The organism is Phycisphaerales bacterium AB-hyl4 (assembly GCA_041821185.1).
Taxonomy (GTDB): domain Bacteria; phylum Planctomycetota; class Phycisphaerae; order Phycisphaerales; family Phycisphaeraceae; genus Natronomicrosphaera; species Natronomicrosphaera hydrolytica.
In genome coordinates this window covers 65,055-84,820 of the sequence record JBGUBD010000010.1, presented here as the reverse complement: position 1 = coordinate 84,820, position 19,766 = coordinate 65,055, and the positions used below count along the sequence as shown (strand labels likewise).

At 64.1% G+C, this 19,766-nt stretch carries 19 protein-coding genes; 9 read left to right on the top strand and 10 right to left on the bottom strand.

Translation table 11 applies throughout. The features are described 5' to 3' along the window. Positions 1-40: 40 nt before the first annotated feature. The gene (locus tag ACERK3_15160; GenBank protein MFA9479626.1) at positions 41-1,231 is read left to right on the top strand and encodes a sugar MFS transporter; all 1,191 of its coding nucleotides are present in this window, start codon (positions 41-43) and stop codon (positions 1,229-1,231) included. Here the strand turns inward: ACERK3_15160 and thpR are convergent. The 3 genes from thpR to ACERK3_15145 form a co-directional block, all read right to left on the bottom strand. After that, positions 1,214-1,819, bottom strand: a complete 606-nt coding sequence (gene thpR / locus ACERK3_15155; GenBank protein MFA9479625.1) for an RNA 2',3'-cyclic phosphodiesterase — start codon at positions 1,817-1,819, stop codon at positions 1,214-1,216. The two genes, ACERK3_15160 and thpR, sit on opposite strands and share 18 nt — an antisense overlap. A 12-nt stretch (positions 1,820-1,831) precedes the next feature. After that, positions 1,832-3,274 carry a UTP--glucose-1-phosphate uridylyltransferase gene (locus ACERK3_15150; protein MFA9479624.1) on the bottom strand — a complete coding sequence of 481 codons (1,443 nt, stop codon included), beginning with the start codon at positions 3,272-3,274 and terminating at the stop codon, positions 1,832-1,834. 103 nt (positions 3,275-3,377) lie between these two features. Continuing rightward, the gene (locus tag ACERK3_15145; protein MFA9479623.1) at positions 3,378-4,088 is read right to left on the bottom strand and encodes a chlorite dismutase family protein; all 711 of its coding nucleotides are present in this window, start codon (positions 4,086-4,088) and stop codon (positions 3,378-3,380) included. Positions 4,089-4,232: 144 nt separating this feature from the next. Here ACERK3_15145 and ACERK3_15140 point away from each other — a divergent pair, with 144 nt between their 5' ends. Continuing rightward, on the top strand, positions 4,233-5,330 hold the full coding sequence (locus ACERK3_15140; GenBank protein MFA9479622.1) for a mannose-1-phosphate guanylyltransferase: 1,098 nt from the start codon (positions 4,233-4,235) through the stop codon (positions 5,328-5,330). A 97-nt stretch (positions 5,331-5,427) separates the two neighbouring features. On the opposite strand, the gene ACERK3_15135 is transcribed toward ACERK3_15140, so the two are convergent. The 3 genes from ACERK3_15135 to ACERK3_15125 form a co-directional block, all read right to left on the bottom strand. Further along, positions 5,428-5,955 (bottom strand): ferritin-like domain-containing protein, encoded by a 528-nt coding sequence (locus ACERK3_15135; GenBank protein MFA9479621.1) that lies wholly within the window; start codon positions 5,953-5,955, stop codon positions 5,428-5,430. Positions 5,956-6,072: 117 nt separating this feature from the next. Continuing rightward, positions 6,073-6,831, bottom strand: coding sequence for a class I SAM-dependent methyltransferase (locus ACERK3_15130; protein MFA9479620.1), 759 nt, complete (start codon positions 6,829-6,831; stop codon positions 6,073-6,075). Positions 6,832-6,889: 58 nt separating this feature from the next. After that, a complete protein-coding gene (locus ACERK3_15125; GenBank protein MFA9479619.1) occupies positions 6,890-7,612 on the bottom strand; it encodes a 16S rRNA (uracil(1498)-N(3))-methyltransferase in 723 nt (240 codons plus the stop codon). A 251-nt stretch (positions 7,613-7,863) separates the two neighbouring features. Here ACERK3_15125 and ACERK3_15120 point away from each other — a divergent pair, with 251 nt between their 5' ends. Then, positions 7,864-9,180, top strand: a complete 1,317-nt coding sequence (locus ACERK3_15120; protein MFA9479618.1) for a hypothetical protein — start codon at positions 7,864-7,866, stop codon at positions 9,178-9,180. Positions 9,181-9,199: 19 nt separating this feature from the next. On the opposite strand, the gene ACERK3_15115 is transcribed toward ACERK3_15120, so the two are convergent. The 3 genes from ACERK3_15115 to ACERK3_15105 all read right to left on the bottom strand — a co-directional run bounded on the left by ACERK3_15115 (position 9,200) and on the right by ACERK3_15105 (position 12,808). After that, complete coding sequence (locus tag ACERK3_15115; protein MFA9479617.1) at positions 9,200-11,359, bottom strand: hypothetical protein; 2,160 nt, start codon at positions 11,357-11,359, stop codon at positions 9,200-9,202. 106 nt (positions 11,360-11,465) lie between these two features. Further along, complete coding sequence (locus tag ACERK3_15110; protein ID MFA9479616.1) at positions 11,466-11,948, bottom strand: Rrf2 family transcriptional regulator; 483 nt, start codon at positions 11,946-11,948, stop codon at positions 11,466-11,468. Positions 11,949-12,061: 113 nt separating this feature from the next. Further along, positions 12,062-12,808: a TVP38/TMEM64 family protein gene (locus tag ACERK3_15105; protein ID MFA9479615.1), complete on the bottom strand. Its 747-nt coding sequence runs from the start codon at positions 12,806-12,808 to the stop codon at positions 12,062-12,064. A gap of 136 nt (positions 12,809-12,944) precedes the next feature. Here ACERK3_15105 and ruvX point away from each other — a divergent pair, with 136 nt between their 5' ends. Then, positions 12,945-13,361 carry a Holliday junction resolvase RuvX gene (gene ruvX / locus ACERK3_15100; GenBank protein ID MFA9479614.1) on the top strand — a complete coding sequence of 139 codons (417 nt, stop codon included), beginning with the start codon at positions 12,945-12,947 and terminating at the stop codon, positions 13,359-13,361. 88 nt (positions 13,362-13,449) lie between these two features. Here the strand turns inward: ruvX and ACERK3_15095 are convergent, their stop codons facing one another. Then, complete coding sequence (locus ACERK3_15095; GenBank protein MFA9479613.1) at positions 13,450-14,436, bottom strand: AEC family transporter; 987 nt, start codon at positions 14,434-14,436, stop codon at positions 13,450-13,452. A gap of 279 nt (positions 14,437-14,715) precedes the next feature. Here ACERK3_15095 and ACERK3_15090 point away from each other — a divergent pair, with 279 nt between their 5' ends. From ACERK3_15090 to ACERK3_15070, 5 genes are all read left to right on the top strand, one after another. Beyond that, a complete protein-coding gene (locus ACERK3_15090; GenBank protein ID MFA9479612.1) occupies positions 14,716-15,081 on the top strand; it encodes a hypothetical protein in 366 nt (121 codons plus the stop codon). A 163-nt stretch (positions 15,082-15,244) separates the two neighbouring features. Next, complete coding sequence (carA, locus tag ACERK3_15085) at positions 15,245-16,501, top strand: glutamine-hydrolyzing carbamoyl-phosphate synthase small subunit (GenBank protein ID MFA9479611.1); 1,257 nt, start codon at positions 15,245-15,247, stop codon at positions 16,499-16,501. A gap of 307 nt (positions 16,502-16,808) precedes the next feature. Next, on the top strand, positions 16,809-17,609 hold the full coding sequence (locus ACERK3_15080; protein MFA9479610.1) for a PEP-CTERM sorting domain-containing protein: 801 nt from the start codon (positions 16,809-16,811) through the stop codon (positions 17,607-17,609). Between the two features lie 151 nt (positions 17,610-17,760). After that, complete coding sequence (locus ACERK3_15075) at positions 17,761-18,615, top strand: uracil-DNA glycosylase (GenBank protein MFA9479609.1); 855 nt, start codon at positions 17,761-17,763, stop codon at positions 18,613-18,615. Between the two features lie 100 nt (positions 18,616-18,715). Continuing rightward, entirely contained in the window at positions 18,716-19,663 is a 948-nt protein-coding gene (locus tag ACERK3_15070; GenBank protein ID MFA9479608.1) for an ABC transporter permease, read from the top strand. Positions 19,664-19,766: the final 103 nt, after the last annotated feature.

Sequence of the window (19,766 nt, the reverse complement as noted above, 5' to 3'; positions counted from 1 at the left end):
TGCGCGCTGCGGCGGGCGGCATCGCCTATCATCCTCGCTTATGCCACGTTTGCGACTGGCACCGCTGGACTACGCCGCGGCGATGGGCTTTCTTGCTTATTCGTCCAGCGCGGTGGTGACGCCGATTGCGCTGTTGATCCTCGCCCGCGAACTGTCATTCGGACTCGCGGCGGGCGGGTTGCTGGAGGTCATGCGTGCGGTGCTGATCCTGGCGGTCATGCTCACGTCCGCCTTTGCCGCGGCGCGGTGGGGCAAGGCCAACGTGCTGGGCGTAGGCTCGCTGGTGCTCGGCTGCGGGCTGATGCTGTACGCCATCTCGCCGACGTACGGCACGATCCTGCTGGCCATGGGGCTGGTCGGCGTGGGCGGCGGCTTCGTCGAAGCGCTCACCAACCCGCTCGTGCAGGAGCTGCATCCAAACGACTCTGGTCGCTACCTGAACTTCGCCAATGGATTCTGGTCCATCGGCGTGCTGGTGACCGTTTTGATCGGCGGCGAGTTGCTGACGCAAGGCGTGTCGTGGCGATTTGTCGTCGCGGGCGTGGGGGCGATGAGCATTGTGGCGGGGTTGCTTTACCTGTCCCTTCGGCGCGGCGGGGTCGTGGTGGCGGACGTGACCAGCCGACATGTGCTCGGCCATAAGCGCGACATTCTGCTGGCGCGCAAGTTCTGGCTGTTCGCGGTGGCGATGTTCCTGGCCGGCGGCGTGGAGGGCGGGTTCACCTTCTGGATCGCCAGCTATCTTCAGTTGCATTACGACGCATTGCCACGCGCGGGGGGCATTGGTACGGCCTGCTTCGCGGCGGGCATGATCGTCGGACGCATCGGCGGCGGATGGTGGGCGCATCAACATCGCTTGCGGCCGCTGCTGATCGGCTCGGCGGCGGCGGCGCTGGTGATGAGTCTGCTCGTGCCGATGGCGCCGAACCTGGGCACGGCTTACGTCATGCTCGCGTTCGCCGGGCTTACGATCGCCTGCTTCTGGCCGAGCATTCAGTCTTATGCGGTGGACCGCATGTCGGTGGATATGACGTCGCTGTTCATCCTGCTTTCGTGCGCGGGCATCCCCGGCTTCGCGTTCACCGCCTGGCTGATGGGCATCGTGGGCGATCATGCCGGCCTGCACGCGAGCTTCCTCATCCTGCCCGGCATGGTCGTGCTGCTGCTGGTGACGTTGCTGGTCGACGGCAAGCCTGGCAATGAACGGCCGTCGTCAACAGTCGAGCGATGATGGCAGCGGGGCGGCGTCGAGCACGCGATGCACCGGGCCTTGCGGTGTGAGTTGGCTGGCGATCAGTTGCACGGTTTCCACGGTAAGCTGGCCGAGGTTGGTCGATGCATGTTGCGCGAGCAGGTCACGAACGCGTGTTGCCCCATCGTCGCCCCGGCGTGGCGGCGACTTGACGCGAGCCAGTGTGAGGTGTGCGCGGAACGGCCGGCCTGGTGCGGGGATCGGCGGATCGAGTCGGGCCAGTCGGTGATCAAGCGCGGCGCTGAGCGCTTGCAGCGGCTCGGCGTCTTTGAAGCCGACACACAACGTACGCGGCGGGCGACGTCCGCCCGGCGGCAACGCCATCAGGCCATGAAACGGCAATGTCACCTTCGACACCGCCGCGTCGGCCACGGCCTGCTGCATCGCTCGGGCGATCGCTGGTACGTGCGACTCGGGCTGCTCACCGAGAAACCGCAGCGTAACGTGCAACTGCTCGGCCGACACTGGCTTCAGCGCCGGCCGATGTTCATTCAGCACAGCGAGCACCTGTCGCAATCCCGGCGACGGCGTGCACGGCACGGCGATGAACAGACGCAACGTGGCCATGACGCGAAACCGTTACAACAACAACTCGCTTTTCGGCGAAATCTTCTCGGGCAGTTTGACGTCCTTGAGATCGCTGGCTTCGATCGCGGTGAGTTGCGAAATTTCGAGCGTGGCGTCGGGCTTGTCGTCGCGGCGCGGCACGGTCACGCCCTGCGCTTCCAGCCAGCGGGCGGCCCGCTCGATCTGAATTTCGTAACTGCTGGCGGGGCTGTCGACGCCCTCGGCATTTTTGATCGGTGCGAACTCCTCGATGCGGTCGGTCTCGTAGAGGATCGAGGTATCGCACATCGGCAGCGCATCGAACACGAACGTCTCCAGCTTCACCGCGTTTGGCTGATCGGGCGTCACGGCCTGGCCGGTGGCGCTGTCGAGGTAAGCCACTTTCTTTTCCGCGCGATGGAAGGGCAAGTTGAAGCCCACGGTGTCGCCGCCCTTGTTCAGTGATTCGACGAAGTCGACGCGCATCGCGTGCAGCGCGATCGACCCGGCGCGGAACCGCAACTCGCCATCTGGCTGACGGGCCTCGGCGAGCGCGTCGGGCAGGTCGGAATATTCGATGACGGTCATCTTGCCGTCGACGAGGCAGAAGTTGCCCAGCTTTTCCTTAGCGTAGGCTTTGGGGAGCATTTTGCTGGACATCTGCGCTTCGTCCTGCGCGTGCAGGCCGAGGAACAGCGGGTCGATGACCTTGACGATCGGGTTGTCGACCTGGATGTAGCTGATGTGTTCGATGCCGCGCTTTTGCATGTCGGCGATCGCGCCGCTGCTGTAGAGGGCTTTAAGCGATCCGCCGTGGCCATTGGGCGAAAGGGCAAGCTCGTCGCGGTCGGCGAGAAGAACCTTGCCGGTCTCGCGATCGATCGCGGGCATCATGCCCTGGGGGAAGATCATGACGTTGGCCGGGTCGAGGCCGAAGTAGTTGTTGTCTTTGAAAAACGCACGTGTGTCCGCGTCGTTGATCGGGCTGGTCATGACATAGAACGGCACGGTCGAGCCGAACTTGGACTGCGTCTTGCGGATGTACTCGGCGAAGCAGGCGAACAGCGGCAGCTTGCGGATGGGGGTCGCCGGAAACGTGCCTTTGGGCCCATCCCAGCCGAGACGCGTGCCCTGGCCGCCAGCGACGACGAAGGCGGCCACCTTGCCGTCACGGATGAGCTGCTCACCAACGGCGCGGGCGTCACGGTAACGCGCTTCGAGGTCGGCGGGCGGCGTGTTGGGATACCACGGCGCGGGCTCGACGTTGTCCGGCAGCTTAAACTCGGGCTTGTGGCGGACGTGAGATTCGATCAGCCGATGCACTTCCGGCCAGTCGACGCTTTCGATCTGAGCGAGCAGTCTGTCCTGCTGGTCGTCGGTGAGTTCGTCGAAGTATTGCAGCACGTGGGCCTGGTCGACGGCTTCGAGAGATTGTTTCGCGGCGGCGTAACGTTCGGTGAGCGTGGTGGTAGGCATGGTTTGATCGTGTGAGAATGTCAGGTGTTCGATGATTCAAGCATTCGAGCATTCAAGCGGGCGGGCGGGGCAGTGCAGCTTAAGCTGCACTGCCTTTGGGTGTTTATGGGGCGGTCTGGTAGGCGGCTCTACCGATGAAAAACGGGCCCAGATGTTCGAGGTAAAGCGACGTCTGGGTCGTGCCGCGCATGGCCTGGACGACGGCGGAGAGCGGGTGCAGTTCCTTGCCGATGATGCCGACGACGAAGTCGTTGTCGTGACGGTCAAGGCCATGACAGGCGAGGCGGATGTCGTGGGCGTAGTCGGCGCGGCCGAAGGCGAAGCCGATCTTGCCATGCTCCATGAGGATCTCGCGCTGCTCGTCTTCGGGCAGTTGCATGAACTGTCCGCTACGGCGAAGCGGGTACCAGATCGCCCACGGCCAGTCGGGGTTGAGTGCGGTATTGCGCGGGCGATTGATGAGTGTTTCTTCGAGGTCGGGTTCATAGCCGAGGCTGTACGTTCGGCCGAACATGGTCAATTCGGGTCTGGGGGTGAGGGCAGCCCACGGCCCGACGTTGAGCATATCGCGCAGCGGGCCGACGAAGAACGCCGGGTCTTCGCTGAGCGTCAGCAGGGCGACGCCGCGGGGGTCGGTGGCGTCTTCGTAGAGCGTGGCGGTGATGTCGTCGCGTGACTGGAGTGCGCCGATGAGCGGGTCGGTGGGGCCGCTGCCGGTAAAGGCGAGCAGTTGCACGAACAGGCGGCGGTCGAGGGTTTGGCCGGCACGGCCCTTTTCGGAGAGGTCGGGTTTTTCGATGGCTTCACGTTCCATGGCCGACAAGTTTAGCCGATGCCGACGCGGCGGACGAGTGTGAGCAGATCGTGAAGTTGAATGTAGCTGACGCCGAATCGTGAGATGCCTAGGATGATGCTGACTGAAGAGGGGTTGTTTCGAATCATAATGAGGGAGTGGTTGATGCGCTATGCGTTAATAATTGCCGGCGGCTCGGGCACGCGGTTGTGGCCGATGTCGACCCGGGCCGTACCGAAACAGTTGATTCCGTTCATCGAGGGCCGAAGCCTGTTGCAGATCGCGATGGATCGGCTGGAAGGCCTGCTGCCGCGCGAGCGGATTTACATCTGCGCCGGCGAGTCGCATAAGCAGGCGATGCTCGATCGGCTGCCGAACTTCGACGAAGCGCAGTTCATCGGCGAGCCGGTGGGCCGCGACACGCTCAACGCGGTGGGCCTGGGCACGGCCGTGCTGACGAAGCAGGACCCGCGAGCCGTGATCGCGATTTTCACCGCCGACCATCTCATTCGCCCGGAGGATGAGTTTCGTCAGATCGTCGAGCGCGGCTTCGAGTTGGCGGAGCAGCGCGACGATGTGCTGGTGACCTTCGGCATCCGCCCGACACAGCCCTCGACCGGCTTCGGCTACCTGGACTTGGGCGATGCACTGCCCGAGCATGACGCGTTTGCGGTCAATCAGTTCAAAGAAAAGCCCGACGCGCCCACGGCCGAGCAATACGTGGCCGCGGGCCCGGAGCGATACTTGTGGAACAGCGGGATGTTCGTCTGGCGCGGTCAGACGTTGCTCGACTGCATACAGAAGTATGCGCCGGAGAATCGTGAAGGGCTCGACAAGTGTGCACAGGCGTGGGGCGGCCGGGACTGGCAGCGCGTGGTGGGCGAGGTGTATCCGACGCTGAAGAAAATCAGCGTGGACTATGCGGTGATGGAGCCGGCGTCGCGCGACGAGGCGGTGACGGTGGCGGCCGTGCCGATGCCGTTGCAGTGGCTGGACGTGGGATCGTGGCCGAGCTTCGGCAAGACCTGCCAGACAGACGATGCGGGCAACGCCGCGGCGGGGTGTCGCCATTTGATGATCAGTTCGAAAAACACGCTGATCGCGTCGAATGACGCCGCGCATTTGATTGCGACCGTGGGGGTGGAAGACCTGATTGTCATCCACACCGACAAGGCCACGCTGGTATGTCGCGCAAGCGAGGCAGAGCAGATCAAGAAGCTGCACGAACAGGTCGGCGAGCGCTTTGGTGATGAGTATCTGTAGGGGGGGATGTGGACGTGATGTAAATGATAAAGCCCACGGATGGCCATCCGTGGGCTTCGAGTGACCGTTGAGTTGTTGCCGCTAAACGTCGGCCGATTTACTTAAGCATTTCCTTGAGCGTGTCATACTCGCGGAGGAAGCCGACGAACTCACGGCGGTGTTCTTCTTCGTCGCCCTTGAGTTCCACGCAGAGATCCTGCGTGACGGGGTCGGTGTCGTCGCCGGTCATTTCGATGATTTTCTGATACTGCTCGATTGCGCCGGTCTCGGCTTCGATGACGCCTTTGATCACGGAAATCACGTCGGTCGTATTCTTTGGCGGCTGGAGGGAGCCTTGTTCCATTTTCAGGCCTTGCGAGCCGGGGATATCGCCGCCGAGGATTTTGATGCGCATCGCAAGCTGTCGCGCATGGCCAAGCTCTTCGGTCACGTCGGCATCGAGGCTTTCCTTGACTTCCTTGGCAAGCATGCCGTCGAGAAAGATGGCGTTGGCCAGGTAGTTCATCACCGTTTCGAGTTCCATGTTGTAGCTCTTTTGAAGCTCGGCGATGATCTTCTTGCGCAGCGTGTCGTCGATCGACGTATAGGCAAGCAGGTCTTTGTTGTCGTTTTTCTTTTGAGCCATGGGTGATGCATCCTTCCAGATTGATCGCGCTTGATTCGGGTCCAACGTAACTACGCACCCATTGTATGGGTGGATCGGAGCATCCTCCACTTCAAAGTTCGTCTTGTTGGCGATCACTCAGGCGTAGGCGGGCTTGATCGCGGAAGCATAGATCAGCGACCAGCGCATATGCGTACCCGCGTCATCGGTCCATGGCTTGAGGTGTTCTGTCAATGCGGCTTCGACCATCTCCATGGTGGCACGCGTCATGCCGAACAAATGCCACGCGAAACACACCATCGTCTCGTGGTCGGGGTAGTCCCAGCTGAACTGGTCCCATGTTTCTTCGATCTGCTCAAAGCCGGCCGCGGTGAGGTGCTCGGTGAACATGCCCTCGTCGAAGAAGCGACCCTTGTGGCCGGTCTCGGTCCATTCATCCACCGGGCCGTTAAGGAATGTGGCCGTGGGTGTGTTGGCTTTAACGTCGGCGACGACGATGCGGCCGCCGGGCTTGAGCACTCGCCACGCCTGTTGGAAGAAGCAGCCGACCTCGTCCGCGTCCAGGTGATGCAGCCCGGCAAGGCTGCCGAGTTTGTCCGCCTGGCTGTCGGGCAGGTGCATATCGGTCAGCGGGCAGATGTGCGTCGTGAATCGGCCGGCGATCGCCTCGGCGAAACGCGCCGCCGGCTCGATGCAGACCACCTCCGCGCCACGCGCCGCCACGCCTTCCGCGAGATAGCCGCCGCCTGCCGGCGCATCGACGACCACTTCGCCGGCGCAGGGTTGCAGTCGGGCGAGCAGCCGCTCGCGCTCCGGCTCGCGGGCGGCCGGGCAGATGGTCATGGCTTCGTTGTAGAGATTCCCCCGGGCGTTGAACGTCTGGTCGTAGTTCGGCATGTTTGGTTCCCTCGTTCCGATAGTGTAGCTGCCACTGGCGGTCGGGGAAGCGCAAAATTTACGATAGCTGTCGCAGCATTGCCGCCGCGACCACCGCCGCCGTCTCGATGCGCATCACGTAAGGCCCGAACGCCCAGCGTTCAAACCCTGCCTTGTCCGCAGCCGTCAGTTCCTCGTCGGTAAAGCCACCCTCCGGCCCGACAAGCACCAGCACCCGCGCCGCGCGATGCACACGCTCGGGCAAGTCCGTCGGCGAACCGTCGCCCGGCGCCGCCAGCAGCCGAACGTCGGCCGTGTCGGTTAATAATGTTTCAAACGATTGCGCCGCCTCGACGGTGAGCACGTGCAGTCGGCTGCACTGCTTGGCCGACTCGATCGCATGCCGCTCGAAGCGTTCGAGTTTGCCCTCGCGCGGGTCGACGACGCTGCGCTGCGTCATCATCGGCACAAACCGGTCAGCCCCAACCTGGCTGAGCTGGTTGACCATTGGCTCGGCGCGGCCGGCCTTGGGCACCGCCGCGGCGACAACGATCTGTGGCCGAAGCGGATCAATCCGCTCCACCGAGTTGACCTCGCACAACGCCGTCCGCCCGTCATAGTCGACCAGTCGGCCACGCGCCAGGCCCCCAGCGCCATCGAACAGCTCCACCGGCGCTCCGGGCTTGAGGCGCAAGACTTTGCGCGCATGATGCGACTCGTGGGCGTCGAGTTCGCAACGCGAGCCGGCAAGCCGGGGGTGTGGCAGGTTCGGACAGTAAAATCGGGCAGCGGCGTTGGCCATGGGCAGGTCCGAGCGCGGGCGTTCCGGGGTGTTCCGGGGTGGGGCAATCGGGGGTGGGGCGGGGGAAAACTTCCGGGGGCTTGGCTGATCCATCGGCTTATGGCGGGTCGGGCTTGAGTTTCTCGCCGCGCTGGTCGATAACAGCCTATAGCGGGCGGTCGTGTCGTGACGGTTCGACCAGATGCCCGGTGAGATTGTCGCCCGTCCGAATGCGTGGCGTCAATTCGGACGACGCACGGGAAGCGAACGTTTTGAACCAGTCGGCATCCAACAAGGGCTCCAAGACCTCGGCCAAGCCGGCCAAGTCGGCCAAACCGGGCGAGCAGGCGACGCGCGACGAGGCCTCCGACCTCGCGGCGCAGCTTGATGCGCTGCTGGCCCAGGAAGCGGATGCCCCGGTCGGCAATGCCCCCGCCGCCGTCCCCGCCTCACCGTCGACGATCGCAGAGCCTGCCCCGACAACGCCGCCACTGGAAGCCGCGTCACCGCCATCGCCATCATCATCACCGCCAACACCCTCGCCGCCGGCTGAACCCGTCGAGCCGGAGCAACCTGCGGCAGCGGCGTCCGCGCCTGATGCGTTGGGGGCAGACCTGGCGGACCAGATTCAATCGCTGTTGGACGAAGCCGACCCAGCGGAGATCGATGATCTTGCCGGCACGTTTGAATCGCCACAACAGTTGGAGGCAGAAGCAGAGGCCGCGCCCGAACCCGCTGCCGAGACCGGCCCCGAGCCCGACGCTGCCGAGGCGGAGCCGCCCCCTCGCGTTGCGCCGCCTTTGGCTGTCGAGTCAGCCGAGCCTGCCGCTCCAGCCGCACGCGAGGCTGAGCCCGCGTCGGCCCCCGGTCAGCAGCATGTCGAAACACAACCAGCGTCGGCGATGCCGCCGTCGACATCGGACGCCTCGGCCGAGGGGGACGCGGCGGAAGAAGAAGAATCCGACGATGCCGTCCTCATCGAGCAGATCGACAAAATGCTTGCGGAGCAGGCGGACGAGTCGGTTGGCGACATCCAGGCCGTCGAGCCAGAGCCAACCCCCGCCACCGCCCCGGCCGCCGAGCAACCGGCCAGTGCCGACGAGCCTGCCGACGCTGCCCCCGCCCCGGTTACCGCGACCGCCGAAGCGGCGTCTGACGAGATAGAGGGCGGTTTCGAATCGCCCGACGAACTGCTGGAAGACGACATCACCAGCACGGACGCCGCCATCGCTGCCGAAGCGGCGGACGATGACGACGACTGGTCTTTCGAGTCGCCGCCGGAAGCGGAAACCGCCGAAGCCGGCAGCGCTGCCGACGTGGCTGCGGAACTCGACGACCAGCCCGAGGCTCGCCCCGCCGCTGCCGCAACAGATCAGACGGATGATGAAGCGGAAGCCGACGTCGTCATCACCGCTTCCGCGTGGCAGCGCCAGGTCGATCGGTTGGAATGGGTCGCCCGCCACAGTTGCGCTCTGGTCAACCGCCCGCTGGAATACGTCGGCCCCGAGAACCGCCGCATCGTCGGCTACGCCGCCATCCTTACGACCGCCGCGAACCTGATGGTGGTCATCTTCGGCCTGCTGAGCTGACGCCGCAGTGCAGCGGCGGTCACGGCAATGCGAACAACGTCGCTGACCGCCCGTGGTCCGACACGCGTTGCCAGCCCGTGTCGATCAACTCGCCAAGCGTCTCGCGCGTCACGTCACGATCATGTCCATACGTCGCGTGCAGCCGATCCAACTCCGACCAGCTCACCCAGATATGCGTGATGCCCGCCTCGCGCAGCTTTTTATTCACACGCCCAGCGTCACCCTCGGCTTCGCGAATCATCTCACCCAGTGGGCTCGCGTCGAACGCCGTGTGATAAACGAACGGGCGCTCGAGATACAGCAGCGGACTGCTGTCGGCCACCAGCAGCGTCCGCGACTGTGTAGGCAGGTCGTTGATCGGATGTCCGCCCACGCCGCCGACCGCCGACGCATCGTCTGTTGATCGCGAGTCGATCAGCGCCCATAGCGGTGCGGGCACGACTCGGCCGTCGTCCAGCCGAACGCGCTGCGTCTGGTTGAACAGTGTCGTCAAACTCGACAGCGTCAGCAGCAGCACCACCACGCTCGCCGTCAACGGCCAAAGCCACGCCACCCGCGTCTGCGTCAACACCGCCAGTCGACCAAACCCGATGCCCGCCAGCAGCGCCGCCGGCACGAGCGTTGGAATCAGAAACCGACTTTGCAAGTGTGTCGCCAACAGCCAGAACGCGAACTGCACACCGAGCACCAGCCCCATCGCCCCAACCGCCCGCCGCAGCCCCGGCCGTGTCACGCAGAACATTACACTGCCGAGCATCACCACCCACAACAGCGGGAAGCCGCCTTCCTGATCGAAGCGGGCGATGTTCTGCGTTTCCACCGGCGTGTCGTCGCCGCCGAGCGCGCCGTAGCCGGTGTTCAGCAGCCATTGCCGATGAAACGCTTCGAAGCGGTTCGCATCGTCCCACGCCAGGCCATGTCCCTCGTCCCATCGCCGGGTCAGGTCGTCATCCCAGTGGCCCGCGCCCAACATGCCCGTCGCGAATGGGAATACCGGGTTGCCCGTCCATGTGAAGTTGCGCACCAGGTAGGGGGCCAGCATCAACGCCCCCGCCACGCCCGCGATCGCCGCCGCCTTTACCCCCACCTGCCATCGCGGTGGCTGCCGCCAGCGCAGCGCATGGTTCCATCTTGTCAGCAGCACCAGTGCCAGCGGCACTGCCACGAAAAAGCCGGCCGTGAGCTTCGCCAGCGTCGCCGCGCCCACCAGCAACCCGACCACCGCCGCGCCGCCCCAGCGTTCGCTCACCACATCGAACAGCACCACCAGTGCCACCGCCATGAACGCGAGCACCGCCATCTCGTTATACGCCAGCGACCCCGTCACCAATACCCACGGCACAGCCAGAAGCACCGCCCCGGCCGCGACCGCCGGCCCGGCATCGACAAAATGCCGCACCGCCTGCGTCACCCCCGCCGCCGCCAGCACCGCCAGGCTCGCGTGAAACAGTTGGGCGGTGTAGATCGCCGACGAGACCGAGCCGTGCATCGCCCCCAACTGCATGTAGCCCGCCTCGACCAGGCTCGGCAGATAGCTGTAAACGTTGTGCTCCAGCCCCGCCATCGCGCCCGCCGCGAGCCACTCGCGCGGCAGCTGAAGGTGATAGCTCATCACGTCATAGCCAAACGCCTCAACCCGCCACAACGTGCCCGGCGGACACGTCGCCGCCACCACCAGCAACCCCGTCGGCAAAGCCCACAACAACGCCATCCATGACCATGCATGTTCAAACCGCAACGGCGGACCGGCGTCGTCGTCGCTCGCCAGCGCCGCCGCCGTCTCCCGCCGTTCCATGATCCATTGGACCCCCAGCAGCGCCGCCCCCGCCGCGCAAAGCCCCCACGCCGACGCCATGTGCAACAGCCCCGCCCACGCCAGCGCCCACGCAAGCACGAGCATCGCCGCCATGCCCAGCCCCAACTGAACGACCAGCCGACCCCGCGCCAGCGTCGGCACGAGCGCCACCCGCAGCACATACCCCAGCCCCGCCGCGCCCAGCCACACCCCCGCCAGCACCGGTGCCGCTTCCATCACCACCGCGAGCACCGCCACAAACGCCAACGGCTGCACAGGCACAACATCGCCCTGGCTCGCGACCCATATCGTCGCCAGCAGCGTTACCGCGAAGGCAAAGCCAATCATCGGCCGATACAGACTCGGCGAAGGGACGTCTGTCACGGGAAACAGTCTACCTGAAGGAAGTTTCTAGTTTCGAGTCTTGAGTTTCTAGTTTGAGAGCAAGGGACGCGATCGCCAACTCGAAACTCGAAACTCGAAACTGATTTCACCGCTTCCGCTTCGGACCCATATCGCGAGCCAGCGCCTCGGCGGGGCTCGTCGCGCCAATCAACTCCAGCTTGCGGTTCAGCGTCTCGCTCGCCCGCAACAGCGTCGTCTCATCCAGAAACGCGCGAATCTGCGAACGCAACGGCTTCCACTGATCGTGCTGCGGGCAAGGCTGCTCATCATTACAACGCGCCATCCCCACCACACACTGCTTCAACGCCTGCGTGCCGTCGATTGCCTCCACAACCTCCATCAGCCGAATCGAGTCCGCCGGCCGCGCGAGCGCAAAGCCGCCGCCTCGGCCGCGAGCACTCACCAGCACCCCCGCACGCACCAGATCCTGAAACACCTTCGCCAGAAAATGCCGCGGCAGGTCCGTCTGCTCGCAAAGCTCATCCAGCAGCGTATAGCCCTGCGGGTTCTTCAGTGCCAACCAACTCAACGCACGAATGGCATAGGCACAGGCACTGGAATAGATCATCTCTTTCAATCCTCCACGAGTAAAACACAATCATAGCTACAGGTCTCCTTTCCCGCACTCAAATAACCACACCCCCCCTCCCCCCATTAACCCGAAACCAGAAACGAGAAACCCTACCCCTCCCCCGCTCCTGCTTCTTTCACCGTCCGCATCGCCCGCCGACCGATCCACGTCAGCACGATCAGCACGACCACCGTCGCCGCCGCCCCGAGCACGTACACCCAGTCGCCCGGCATCTCTGCTTCTCGCCATTGCGCCACCCCCGCCGCGGCGAACACCGCCAGCCCCGTCCGCGGCGCCATGCCCGCCAGCGTGCCCAGCAGGTACGCCCCTCGCCCAACGCCCGCGCCAGCCAGCACCATGTTCGTCATCGCAAACGGCGACACCGGCGGCAACCGCACCAACGCCACCAGCACCGTCGTCCGCCAGAACCCCTGACCCAGAAACGCCCGCTGAATCGCACGCCACTGCGGCCGCTCGTCAATCGCCGCCTGCGCACCCGGCCGAGCAAACCGACTCGCCACCGCATACCCCAGCCACGACGCACCCACAAACCCCACCAACGCCGCCGGGTATCCCCACACGAAACCAAACGCCCACCCACCCAGCACCGCCTGCGCATACGTCGGCAACAACGCCAGACCCGCAAATACCACAAAACCCGTCACATAAAGCATCAACCCCACCGCTGGCCGATCCGCCAGCCACGGCCCCACCACGTCCAACGTACCCAGCACCACCAGCCCACCCACCGGCGGAAGCAACGCCGCCGCCCCCGCCAGCACGCCCAACGGCCCGAGCTGACGCCCAAGCCGACGCTTCTCTTTCGTCTGTTCATCCACATCAGTACCCATAGACATGAAGTGTAGCCCATCCCCCCAACCCAACCACAAACCAATAACCAGAAACCAGCCCCGAAGCCCACGGATTGAATCCGTGAGTGTCCCCCACCCAGAAACCAGAAACTAAAACCACCCCCTACGCTAAACTCCCCCCATGCGATACCTCGCCATCGACCTCGGCGCAAAACGCACCGGCATCGCCACCGGCGACGACACCACCGGCCTCGCCACGCCCATCGACGTCATCACCACCACCAGCGACGCCGAGCGACTCAACCGCCTCGCCAAACTCATCGACGAGCATGGCCCCGACGCCCTCGTCCTCGGCATGCCCCTGAACATGGACGGCTCGCCAGGCCCCGCCGCGAAACACGCCCAGGCCTTCGCCGACCAACTCACCCAACGCTTCAATCTTCCTGTCCACCCCGTTGACGAACGCCTCAGCTCCGACGCCGCCAACCGCCAGATGGCTCAGACAGGCTTGACGCACAAGCAGAAAAAAGCCCGCCGCGACGCCCTCGCCGCCGCAGTCATCCTTCAAGACTTCCTCAATTCAAAACGCACCCCATAACGCACCCCGCCCTCCCTCTCGCCCCATCCCCCCCGCCCATCCAGAAACGAGAAACCACAAACCACAAATCAGAAACCCCTGCCCCAAACTAAACCACCCCCCCGCGTGCCAGCAGAATCACCAGCGTCACCGTCACCGGCGAAAGCACCGTCGAGTAAAACACGCTTCGCGCCACATAGTCCGGATGATTCTTAAACTGCAGGCACAGCAGCAAGCAGTTCACACTCGTCGGCGTTGCGGTCGAAATCAGCAGCACCTGCGCCGTCAACCCCTCAATCCCCATCAGCCAGATCAACACGAACCCCACCAGCGGCGCCGCCAGCAGCCGAAGCACGACCGTCGTCGTCACCGGGTAATAGACCTGGCCGCGCGTCACGTTCGCCAGCTGCGCCCCCAGCGTGGCCAGTGCAATCACGACGAACCCGTCCTTGACATAAAGCACCGTGTCCCAGAACGGCTCGAGCGCGTTAGCGACGTCATCGCTGCGATCGCCCAGCAGGTGACGCACGGCGATCGTCAGCCCGGCAGCGGCCACCGCGTAAATCGGCGGAAACTTCAGAATCTGAACCAGGTTCCGCTTCCACATGCCATCACCCGATCGGCCGGCCGCCAGCAGAATGCCGATCGTGAAGCTGGTGAGGTTCTGCACCAGCATGACGAACACCTGCAGCCCCATCGCCAGTTCGCTTCGGCCGACGGGCCGGAAGGCCAGCTCCTGCAACGGCAGGCCGTAGTTGCCCGCGTTGTAGAAGATGACGGACATGAGCATCGCTCGCCGTTGGTCGCGCTCCACCCCCCTTAGCCGGGCGACCAGCAGCGTCATGCCCGTCCACACGATCATCGCCAGCAGACTGAAGCCCACCACCGTGCCGATATCGCCCCACGCGACGTCGGAGTCGACCAGAACGAAGTACACCATGCCCGGCACGACGAGGTAGAAGTTCAGCCGGGTGAGCGTCGCCATCTCCAGCCCCAGCGCGCGCTGAACCACGTAGCCGATGCCGATCATCAGCAGCAACGGCAGCACCACCGTATAAGCGATCACTCCAAGTTGGACGAGCAGATCCCAAAGCATAAGCGGGCAGTTTACCTGAACCGTCCCGCTTCAAGCCGCGGCCTGCTCCCCCACCGTCTCCGCAGGCCTGTCTGGTGCTATGTACCGGCAGCCGCATCAGGCTAACCTCCACGTTGCGACATTATGCCGAAGCGTTCACAACTGGCACATCCGTCCCGAAGAAAAAGAACGTACCCCACATGACTTCACGCCGCGCCGAGTCGTGGCGAGCACGGGAGAATCACACGCCTTTGGACGTGATCAAGTTGCGTTCCGCTCCACGAAAAGAGGTTCATTGACATGAGGGAAGAGTCAAGCGTCGGCCAGTCCATGACCATCAACGCACCCTACACCGCAACGTCAACGGCAACGCCAACGGCGCGTCGTTCCCTGCACATGCCGTTTCGCGGGGGAGGCGGAACAGTTGGCCATCGCCTTCGACAGAACACAGTCGGCAAGGTGGTGCGGACGCTTCGCCGCAAGCTCACCGCCAAACCGGTCCACGACAAATCCATCCGCAGCTACTTCGAAGCCAGGCGGCGGGCCGTAAACACGTTGCTGGATACGAGCGAAGTACTTAACGGCAATCGACCGGATGCCGACGCACGCCTCATTCAGGCCGTGCTGACCCACGACGAGCCGAAGACGAACCAACCGCAGCACTGATCAGTCGTCATCCCAGCAGACAAAATTCGAACCCACGGGTGGGCCACCATGCCGCCCGTGGGTTCTTTTTTATAAACCGGCTTCAACATGCGAACCTTCGCTGCGCAATTCGCTAACGCCGCCGCCGTCATGCTCGGCTCGTCTTCGCTAAACTGACCGTGCCATGACCAACACCCCCCCAACCGATCCCTCCAGCAACGCCCCCGAAAGCACCCCCGGAAGCACCCCCGTCGTCGCCCGCCTCGCGCTCGAAGACGGGGCCGTGTTCACCGGTGAAGCCTTCGGCGACCAGCGGCCACGCACCATCGAAGGCGAAGTCTGCTTCAACACCAGTCTCGCCGGCTACCAGGAAATCCTCACCGACCCCTCCTACGCCGGCCAGATCGTCACGATGACCTATCCGCTTATCGGCAACTACGGCGTCAACGACGGTGACCTCGAATCCGCCCGCGTCCAGCCCGCCGGCTTCGTCGTCCGCGAACTTTCCAACCGCGTGTCCAACTACCGCTCCACCCAGCGCCTCGAAGACTGGCTCGCCAAGCAGAAAATCACCGGCATCACCGGCATCGACACCCGTGCCCTGACCCGCCGACTCCGCACCGAAGGCGCGATGAACGGCGTTTTGTGCACCGACCCCAGCCTCACCGACGAACAGCTCGTCGAGCAGGCCCGCAAAGCCCCGGGACTCGTCGGCCGAAACCTTGTTCAGTCCGTCAGCCGATCCGAGCCGATTGTCTGGGACCGCGACCTCGGCGAATGGGCGCCGCTCCAAGGCAGGGTTGAGAAGTCCGACCGCCGATTCAAGGTCGTGGCGCTGGATTGCGGCGCGAAACTGAACATTGTTCGGAATCTGGTTGATGTTGGCTGCGATGTGACGCTCGTGCCGTGGGACACCTCTCCGGAGAAGATCCTCGAGTTCAAGCCCGACGGCCTGTTCGTCTCCAACGGCCCCGGCGACCCCGCCGCGGTGACCGCCACCATCGCCAACCTCAAGAAGCTTAAGGGCAAACTGCCGACGTTCGGCATCTGCCTCGGCCATCAGCTTACCGCATTGTCCATGGGAGCAAAGACTTACAAGCTTCCGTTCGGGCATCGCGGCGGCAATCAGCCGGTGCAGAACCTCCACACCTCCAAGGTGGAGATCACCAGCCAGAACCACGGCTTCGCCGTGGACGCGAAAAGCCTCGAAAAGGCCGGCGGCGAGCCGACGCATATCAACCTCAACGACTCGACGCTCGAAGGCTTCCGTCACAAGGATCTGCCGATTTTCGCCGTGCAGTACCACCCCGAAGCCAGCCCGGGCCCGCACGACGCCCGCTACCTGTTCGACTGTTTCGTCGAAATGATGCGGACCGGCCAAAGCCCCACCGGGGAACAAATGGACAGCGCTCAGCGACGGCGGAACGCGATTGCCGACTGATTGCAGCAGGCGTTATGCCCCCGGCTACGTCCATCGAGCCCGGCCTCGTCGAGGTCGCTATATCTATTGATTTAATAACGATTGAATGAAAAACTCTTGCGTTGAGAAATCGGTATCGATAGGATGGAAAGGGCAAGACATTCGGCTGATCCTCGGTGGATTTTGCTTCCAGGATCGTAAATGGAGACCGGACAAGACGCCATCGCATCTTTCGAGTCTTGAGCGGAAAGAAGCCGAAGGGGGAAATAAAACCGGCGCCAGCTACGTTAGCTGGTAGAGGTGGGGGAGAATTTCAGTGGAGGCTGACATGTCCGGCAGGAAAGAAGGTATCAAAGTGACGGGTATAAAACGGGGGTGGCCGGGCAGATCGCCAATCGTGATGTTGCTCGCTTTTTGCATGGTGCTCGGAATGACGGCTTCGGCGACGTTTGCCGCACCGATCAACTACGGCAATTTTGAAGGCCAAGGCGTCTGGTTCAACGATGTTCGCGAAGATTCATCCACCAGCACGCCGCCGCTTTATCAGGAGCCTGGTGTGCCGATCACGGTCAGCAGCTCCACGAGTGGTTCAACTGTGGTCGATCAACTCGTGTTCAGCCCGGATGCGGACTTTGCCTCGTTCTCGCCTACCTCGACGGGGGCAAACGCGGACACCACCGATGGCGTGTTGAAGTTCACCCTTCAGGCCAAGCCGGGCCAGACGATTTCGAGCGTTCGGCTGACCGAGTTCGGCGACTGGTCCCTCGTTGTATTGTCCGGTGGCGAGGCGATTGTCAACGTCGGCGGCGGCCTGTTTGCCGTCGAAGGTGCCAACAGCAGCCAGTCGACCATCAACGTGAGCGGGCTGCCTGCCAACTTCACCACGACCAGTTCGGGGACTTGGAACGGCTGGGCTGAACTGGACCTGAGCGCGTTTGCCGGGGATGCGATCAAGATCAGCCTCGACAACACGCTCCAGACCGCGTCGATGAATGGCGCGGCGTTCATCGCCAAGAAGGGCTTTGCCATCGAAGTGACCAGCGTTCCCGAGCCGGGCACGATGATCCTGCTCGCCGGTGGCGCGGTGGCCATGCTCTATCGCCGCGGCCGCCAGAATGCCGCCGCCTGAGCCTGTCGGTCGCCATCCTGGTGTGATTGAGCGTTTCGAAACCTTCTGCTTTCCGCCGCAAGCCTGTGTCGATGACACGGGCTTGTTTTTTAGTCGGCGCAGGCGGTGCGTGCACCCGGTCGATGGGGGCGGTATGCTCCACGGCTGAACCATGAGCAATGCACAACGACGAAAACGTGTGCTTCGGCAACACCTGAAAACCGAGGCGTTGCTGGGCACGGAGGCAGTGCCGCGTGGGGATGTGGTGCACGTGGTCGACCATGACGTCGACGCGGTGGGCGATGCCGACACGTCGTCGGCGACACGTCCGCCCGCACCCACACCCTCACCCACACCCGCACCCACATCCGCCGCCTCGCGTTCCCCCGCAGCAGCGCCGGCGGGCGAGCCTCGGCCGACGGTGACGGAGAGTAAGCCATTGGATCGCAAGACGAAGGTTCGGCTGCTTCAGGCGCTCGACGAGAACGAAGTGCGCGGCTGCACGAAATGCGAGCTCTGCCACGGCCGAACGCAGACCGTGTTCGGCGAAGGCGACCCCGACGCGGACATCCTGTTCATCGGCGAAGGCCCCGGCCGGGACGAGGACGAGCAGGGCCGCCCCTTCGTCGGCCGATCCGGCGCCCTGCTGACGAAGATGATCGAAGCGATGGGCCTGTCGCGCGAGCAGGTGTTCATTGCGAACGTCGTCAAATGTCGGCCGCCGAACAACCGCACGCCCACGCCCGCCGAGGTCGCGACCTGCTGGGACTACCTGCGTCGGCAGATCGAAACCATTCAGCCCAAGGCGATCGTCACGCTCGGCGGGCCGGCGGCGAAGGCGGTGCTCGATACGAAGGAGGGCATCACGAAGCTGCGAGGCACGTGGCATCGCTACGAAGGCGTGAGCCCGCCCGTGCCCGTGATGCCGACGTTTCACCCGGCGTTCGTGCTCCGCCAGTACACGAAAGAGAACCGCGCTCGCGTCTGGTCCGACTTGCAGGCGGTGCTCAAACATGTGAAGGGTTGAGGCTGTATTAGTATGGCGTCATCCGACAGGCTTGCGTCTTGTTGTGCGGCCGCCGTGTGTTTCGATGACATGATGTCGGATTGTTTCTTATACTCCCGCCATGGCGATGGTGGCTGATGCACTGCCGGTGAAGGCGCGTGGGCTGCGACGGCCGCGGCTGTCGGCGGGGCTGGTGGGGGCGGTGCTGCTGGCGGCGATCGCGCTGCCTTGCTTTCTGACCTTGCCGTGGTCGGTGCAATATTACGATCTTCAACGGTTGACGGACGAAGCGCAGCGGCAGCCGCCGAGCTTCGCGGAGCCGATGGGTACGGACACGCTGGGGCGTCCGCTGCTGTGGCGTTGCCTGCTCGGTGGGGCGATCAGCCTGGGAGTGGGGCTGAGCGCTGCGGTGCTGGCGATGGTGATCGGCACGGCGTGGGGCGCGGTGGCGGGCTACGTCGGCGGGCGGGTGGACTCGGCGATGATGCGGCTGGTGGATGTGCTCTACGGCCTGCCTTACATCTTGCTGGTCGTGCTCGTGGACATGGCGTTGCAGCCGACGCTGGTCGCGGCGGCCCGGCTGGTGTTCGCCGCCGACATCGCCACCGGCCTCGGCCGAGTGGTCACGCTGATGCTGGCGATCGGGGCAGTGAGCTGGCTGACCATGGCGCGGGTCATCCGGGGGCAGGTACTCAGCCTGCGGGGACAACCTTTCATCGAGGCGGCGCGGGCGGTGGGGGCGGGCCCTATGCGCTTGATGGGAATTCATTTACTGCCGAACCTGATCGGTCCGATGATCGTCTATAGTACTCTGACGGTTCCCGCAGCGATTCTGCAGGAATCGTTCCTCAGCTTCCTGGGTATCGGCATTCAGGACCCGCTGCCAAGCTGGGGCAATCTCGCGTCGGACGGCTTGCGGGCGCTGCACGCGCTGGCGATGGGCAGTTCGAACGTGGAGTGGTGGGTGCTACTGTTCCCCTGCCTGCTGCTGGGGCTGACGCTGATGGGGCTGAACTTCGTCGGCGACGCCCTCCGCGAACGCTTCGACCCCCGCAGCACACGCGCGTGACGCGTGACAAGGTTTAGCCGCGAAGCGCAGCGGAGCGCTTCGCGCGGGTGTATGGCCACGCAACCCGCTCCGCTGCGCTTCGCGGCTAACTGATGTGGTTTAC

What these genes read in the sequence shown, in the direction of transcription:
- ACERK3_15160 (MFA9479626.1), top strand. Translation starts at nt 41, where the DNA reads ATGCCACGTTTGCGACTGGCACCGCTGGACTACGCCGCGGCGATGGGC.
- thpR (MFA9479625.1), bottom strand. Translation starts at nt 1,819, where the DNA reads ATGGCCACGTTGCGTCTGTTCATCGCCGTGCCGTGCACGCCGTCGCCG.
- ACERK3_15150 (MFA9479624.1), bottom strand. Translation starts at nt 3,274, where the DNA reads ATGCCTACCACCACGCTCACCGAACGTTACGCCGCCGCGAAACAATCT.
- ACERK3_15145 (MFA9479623.1), bottom strand. Translation starts at nt 4,088, where the DNA reads ATGGAACGTGAAGCCATCGAAAAACCCGACCTCTCCGAAAAGGGCCGT.
- ACERK3_15140 (MFA9479622.1), top strand. Translation starts at nt 4,233, where the DNA reads ATGCGCTATGCGTTAATAATTGCCGGCGGCTCGGGCACGCGGTTGTGG.
- ACERK3_15135 (MFA9479621.1), bottom strand. Translation starts at nt 5,955, where the DNA reads ATGGCTCAAAAGAAAAACGACAACAAAGACCTGCTTGCCTATACGTCG.
- ACERK3_15130 (MFA9479620.1), bottom strand. Translation starts at nt 6,831, where the DNA reads ATGCCGAACTACGACCAGACGTTCAACGCCCGGGGGAATCTCTACAAC.
- ACERK3_15125 (MFA9479619.1), bottom strand. Translation starts at nt 7,612, where the DNA reads ATGGCCAACGCCGCTGCCCGATTTTACTGTCCGAACCTGCCACACCCC.
- ACERK3_15110 (MFA9479616.1), bottom strand. Translation starts at nt 11,948, where the DNA reads ATGATCTATTCCAGTGCCTGTGCCTATGCCATTCGTGCGTTGAGTTGG.
- ACERK3_15105 (MFA9479615.1), bottom strand. Translation starts at nt 12,808, where the DNA reads ATGTCTATGGGTACTGATGTGGATGAACAGACGAAAGAGAAGCGTCGG.
- ruvX (MFA9479614.1), top strand. Translation starts at nt 12,945, where the DNA reads ATGCGATACCTCGCCATCGACCTCGGCGCAAAACGCACCGGCATCGCC.
- ACERK3_15095 (MFA9479613.1), bottom strand. Translation starts at nt 14,436, where the DNA reads ATGCTTTGGGATCTGCTCGTCCAACTTGGAGTGATCGCTTATACGGTG.
- ACERK3_15090 (MFA9479612.1), top strand. Translation starts at nt 14,716, where the DNA reads ATGAGGGAAGAGTCAAGCGTCGGCCAGTCCATGACCATCAACGCACCC.
- carA (MFA9479611.1), top strand. Translation starts at nt 15,245, where the DNA reads ATGACCAACACCCCCCCAACCGATCCCTCCAGCAACGCCCCCGAAAGC.
- ACERK3_15080 (MFA9479610.1), top strand. Translation starts at nt 16,809, where the DNA reads ATGTCCGGCAGGAAAGAAGGTATCAAAGTGACGGGTATAAAACGGGGG.
- ACERK3_15075 (MFA9479609.1), top strand. Translation starts at nt 17,761, where the DNA reads ATGAGCAATGCACAACGACGAAAACGTGTGCTTCGGCAACACCTGAAA.
- ACERK3_15070 (MFA9479608.1), top strand. Translation starts at nt 18,716, where the DNA reads ATGGCGATGGTGGCTGATGCACTGCCGGTGAAGGCGCGTGGGCTGCGA.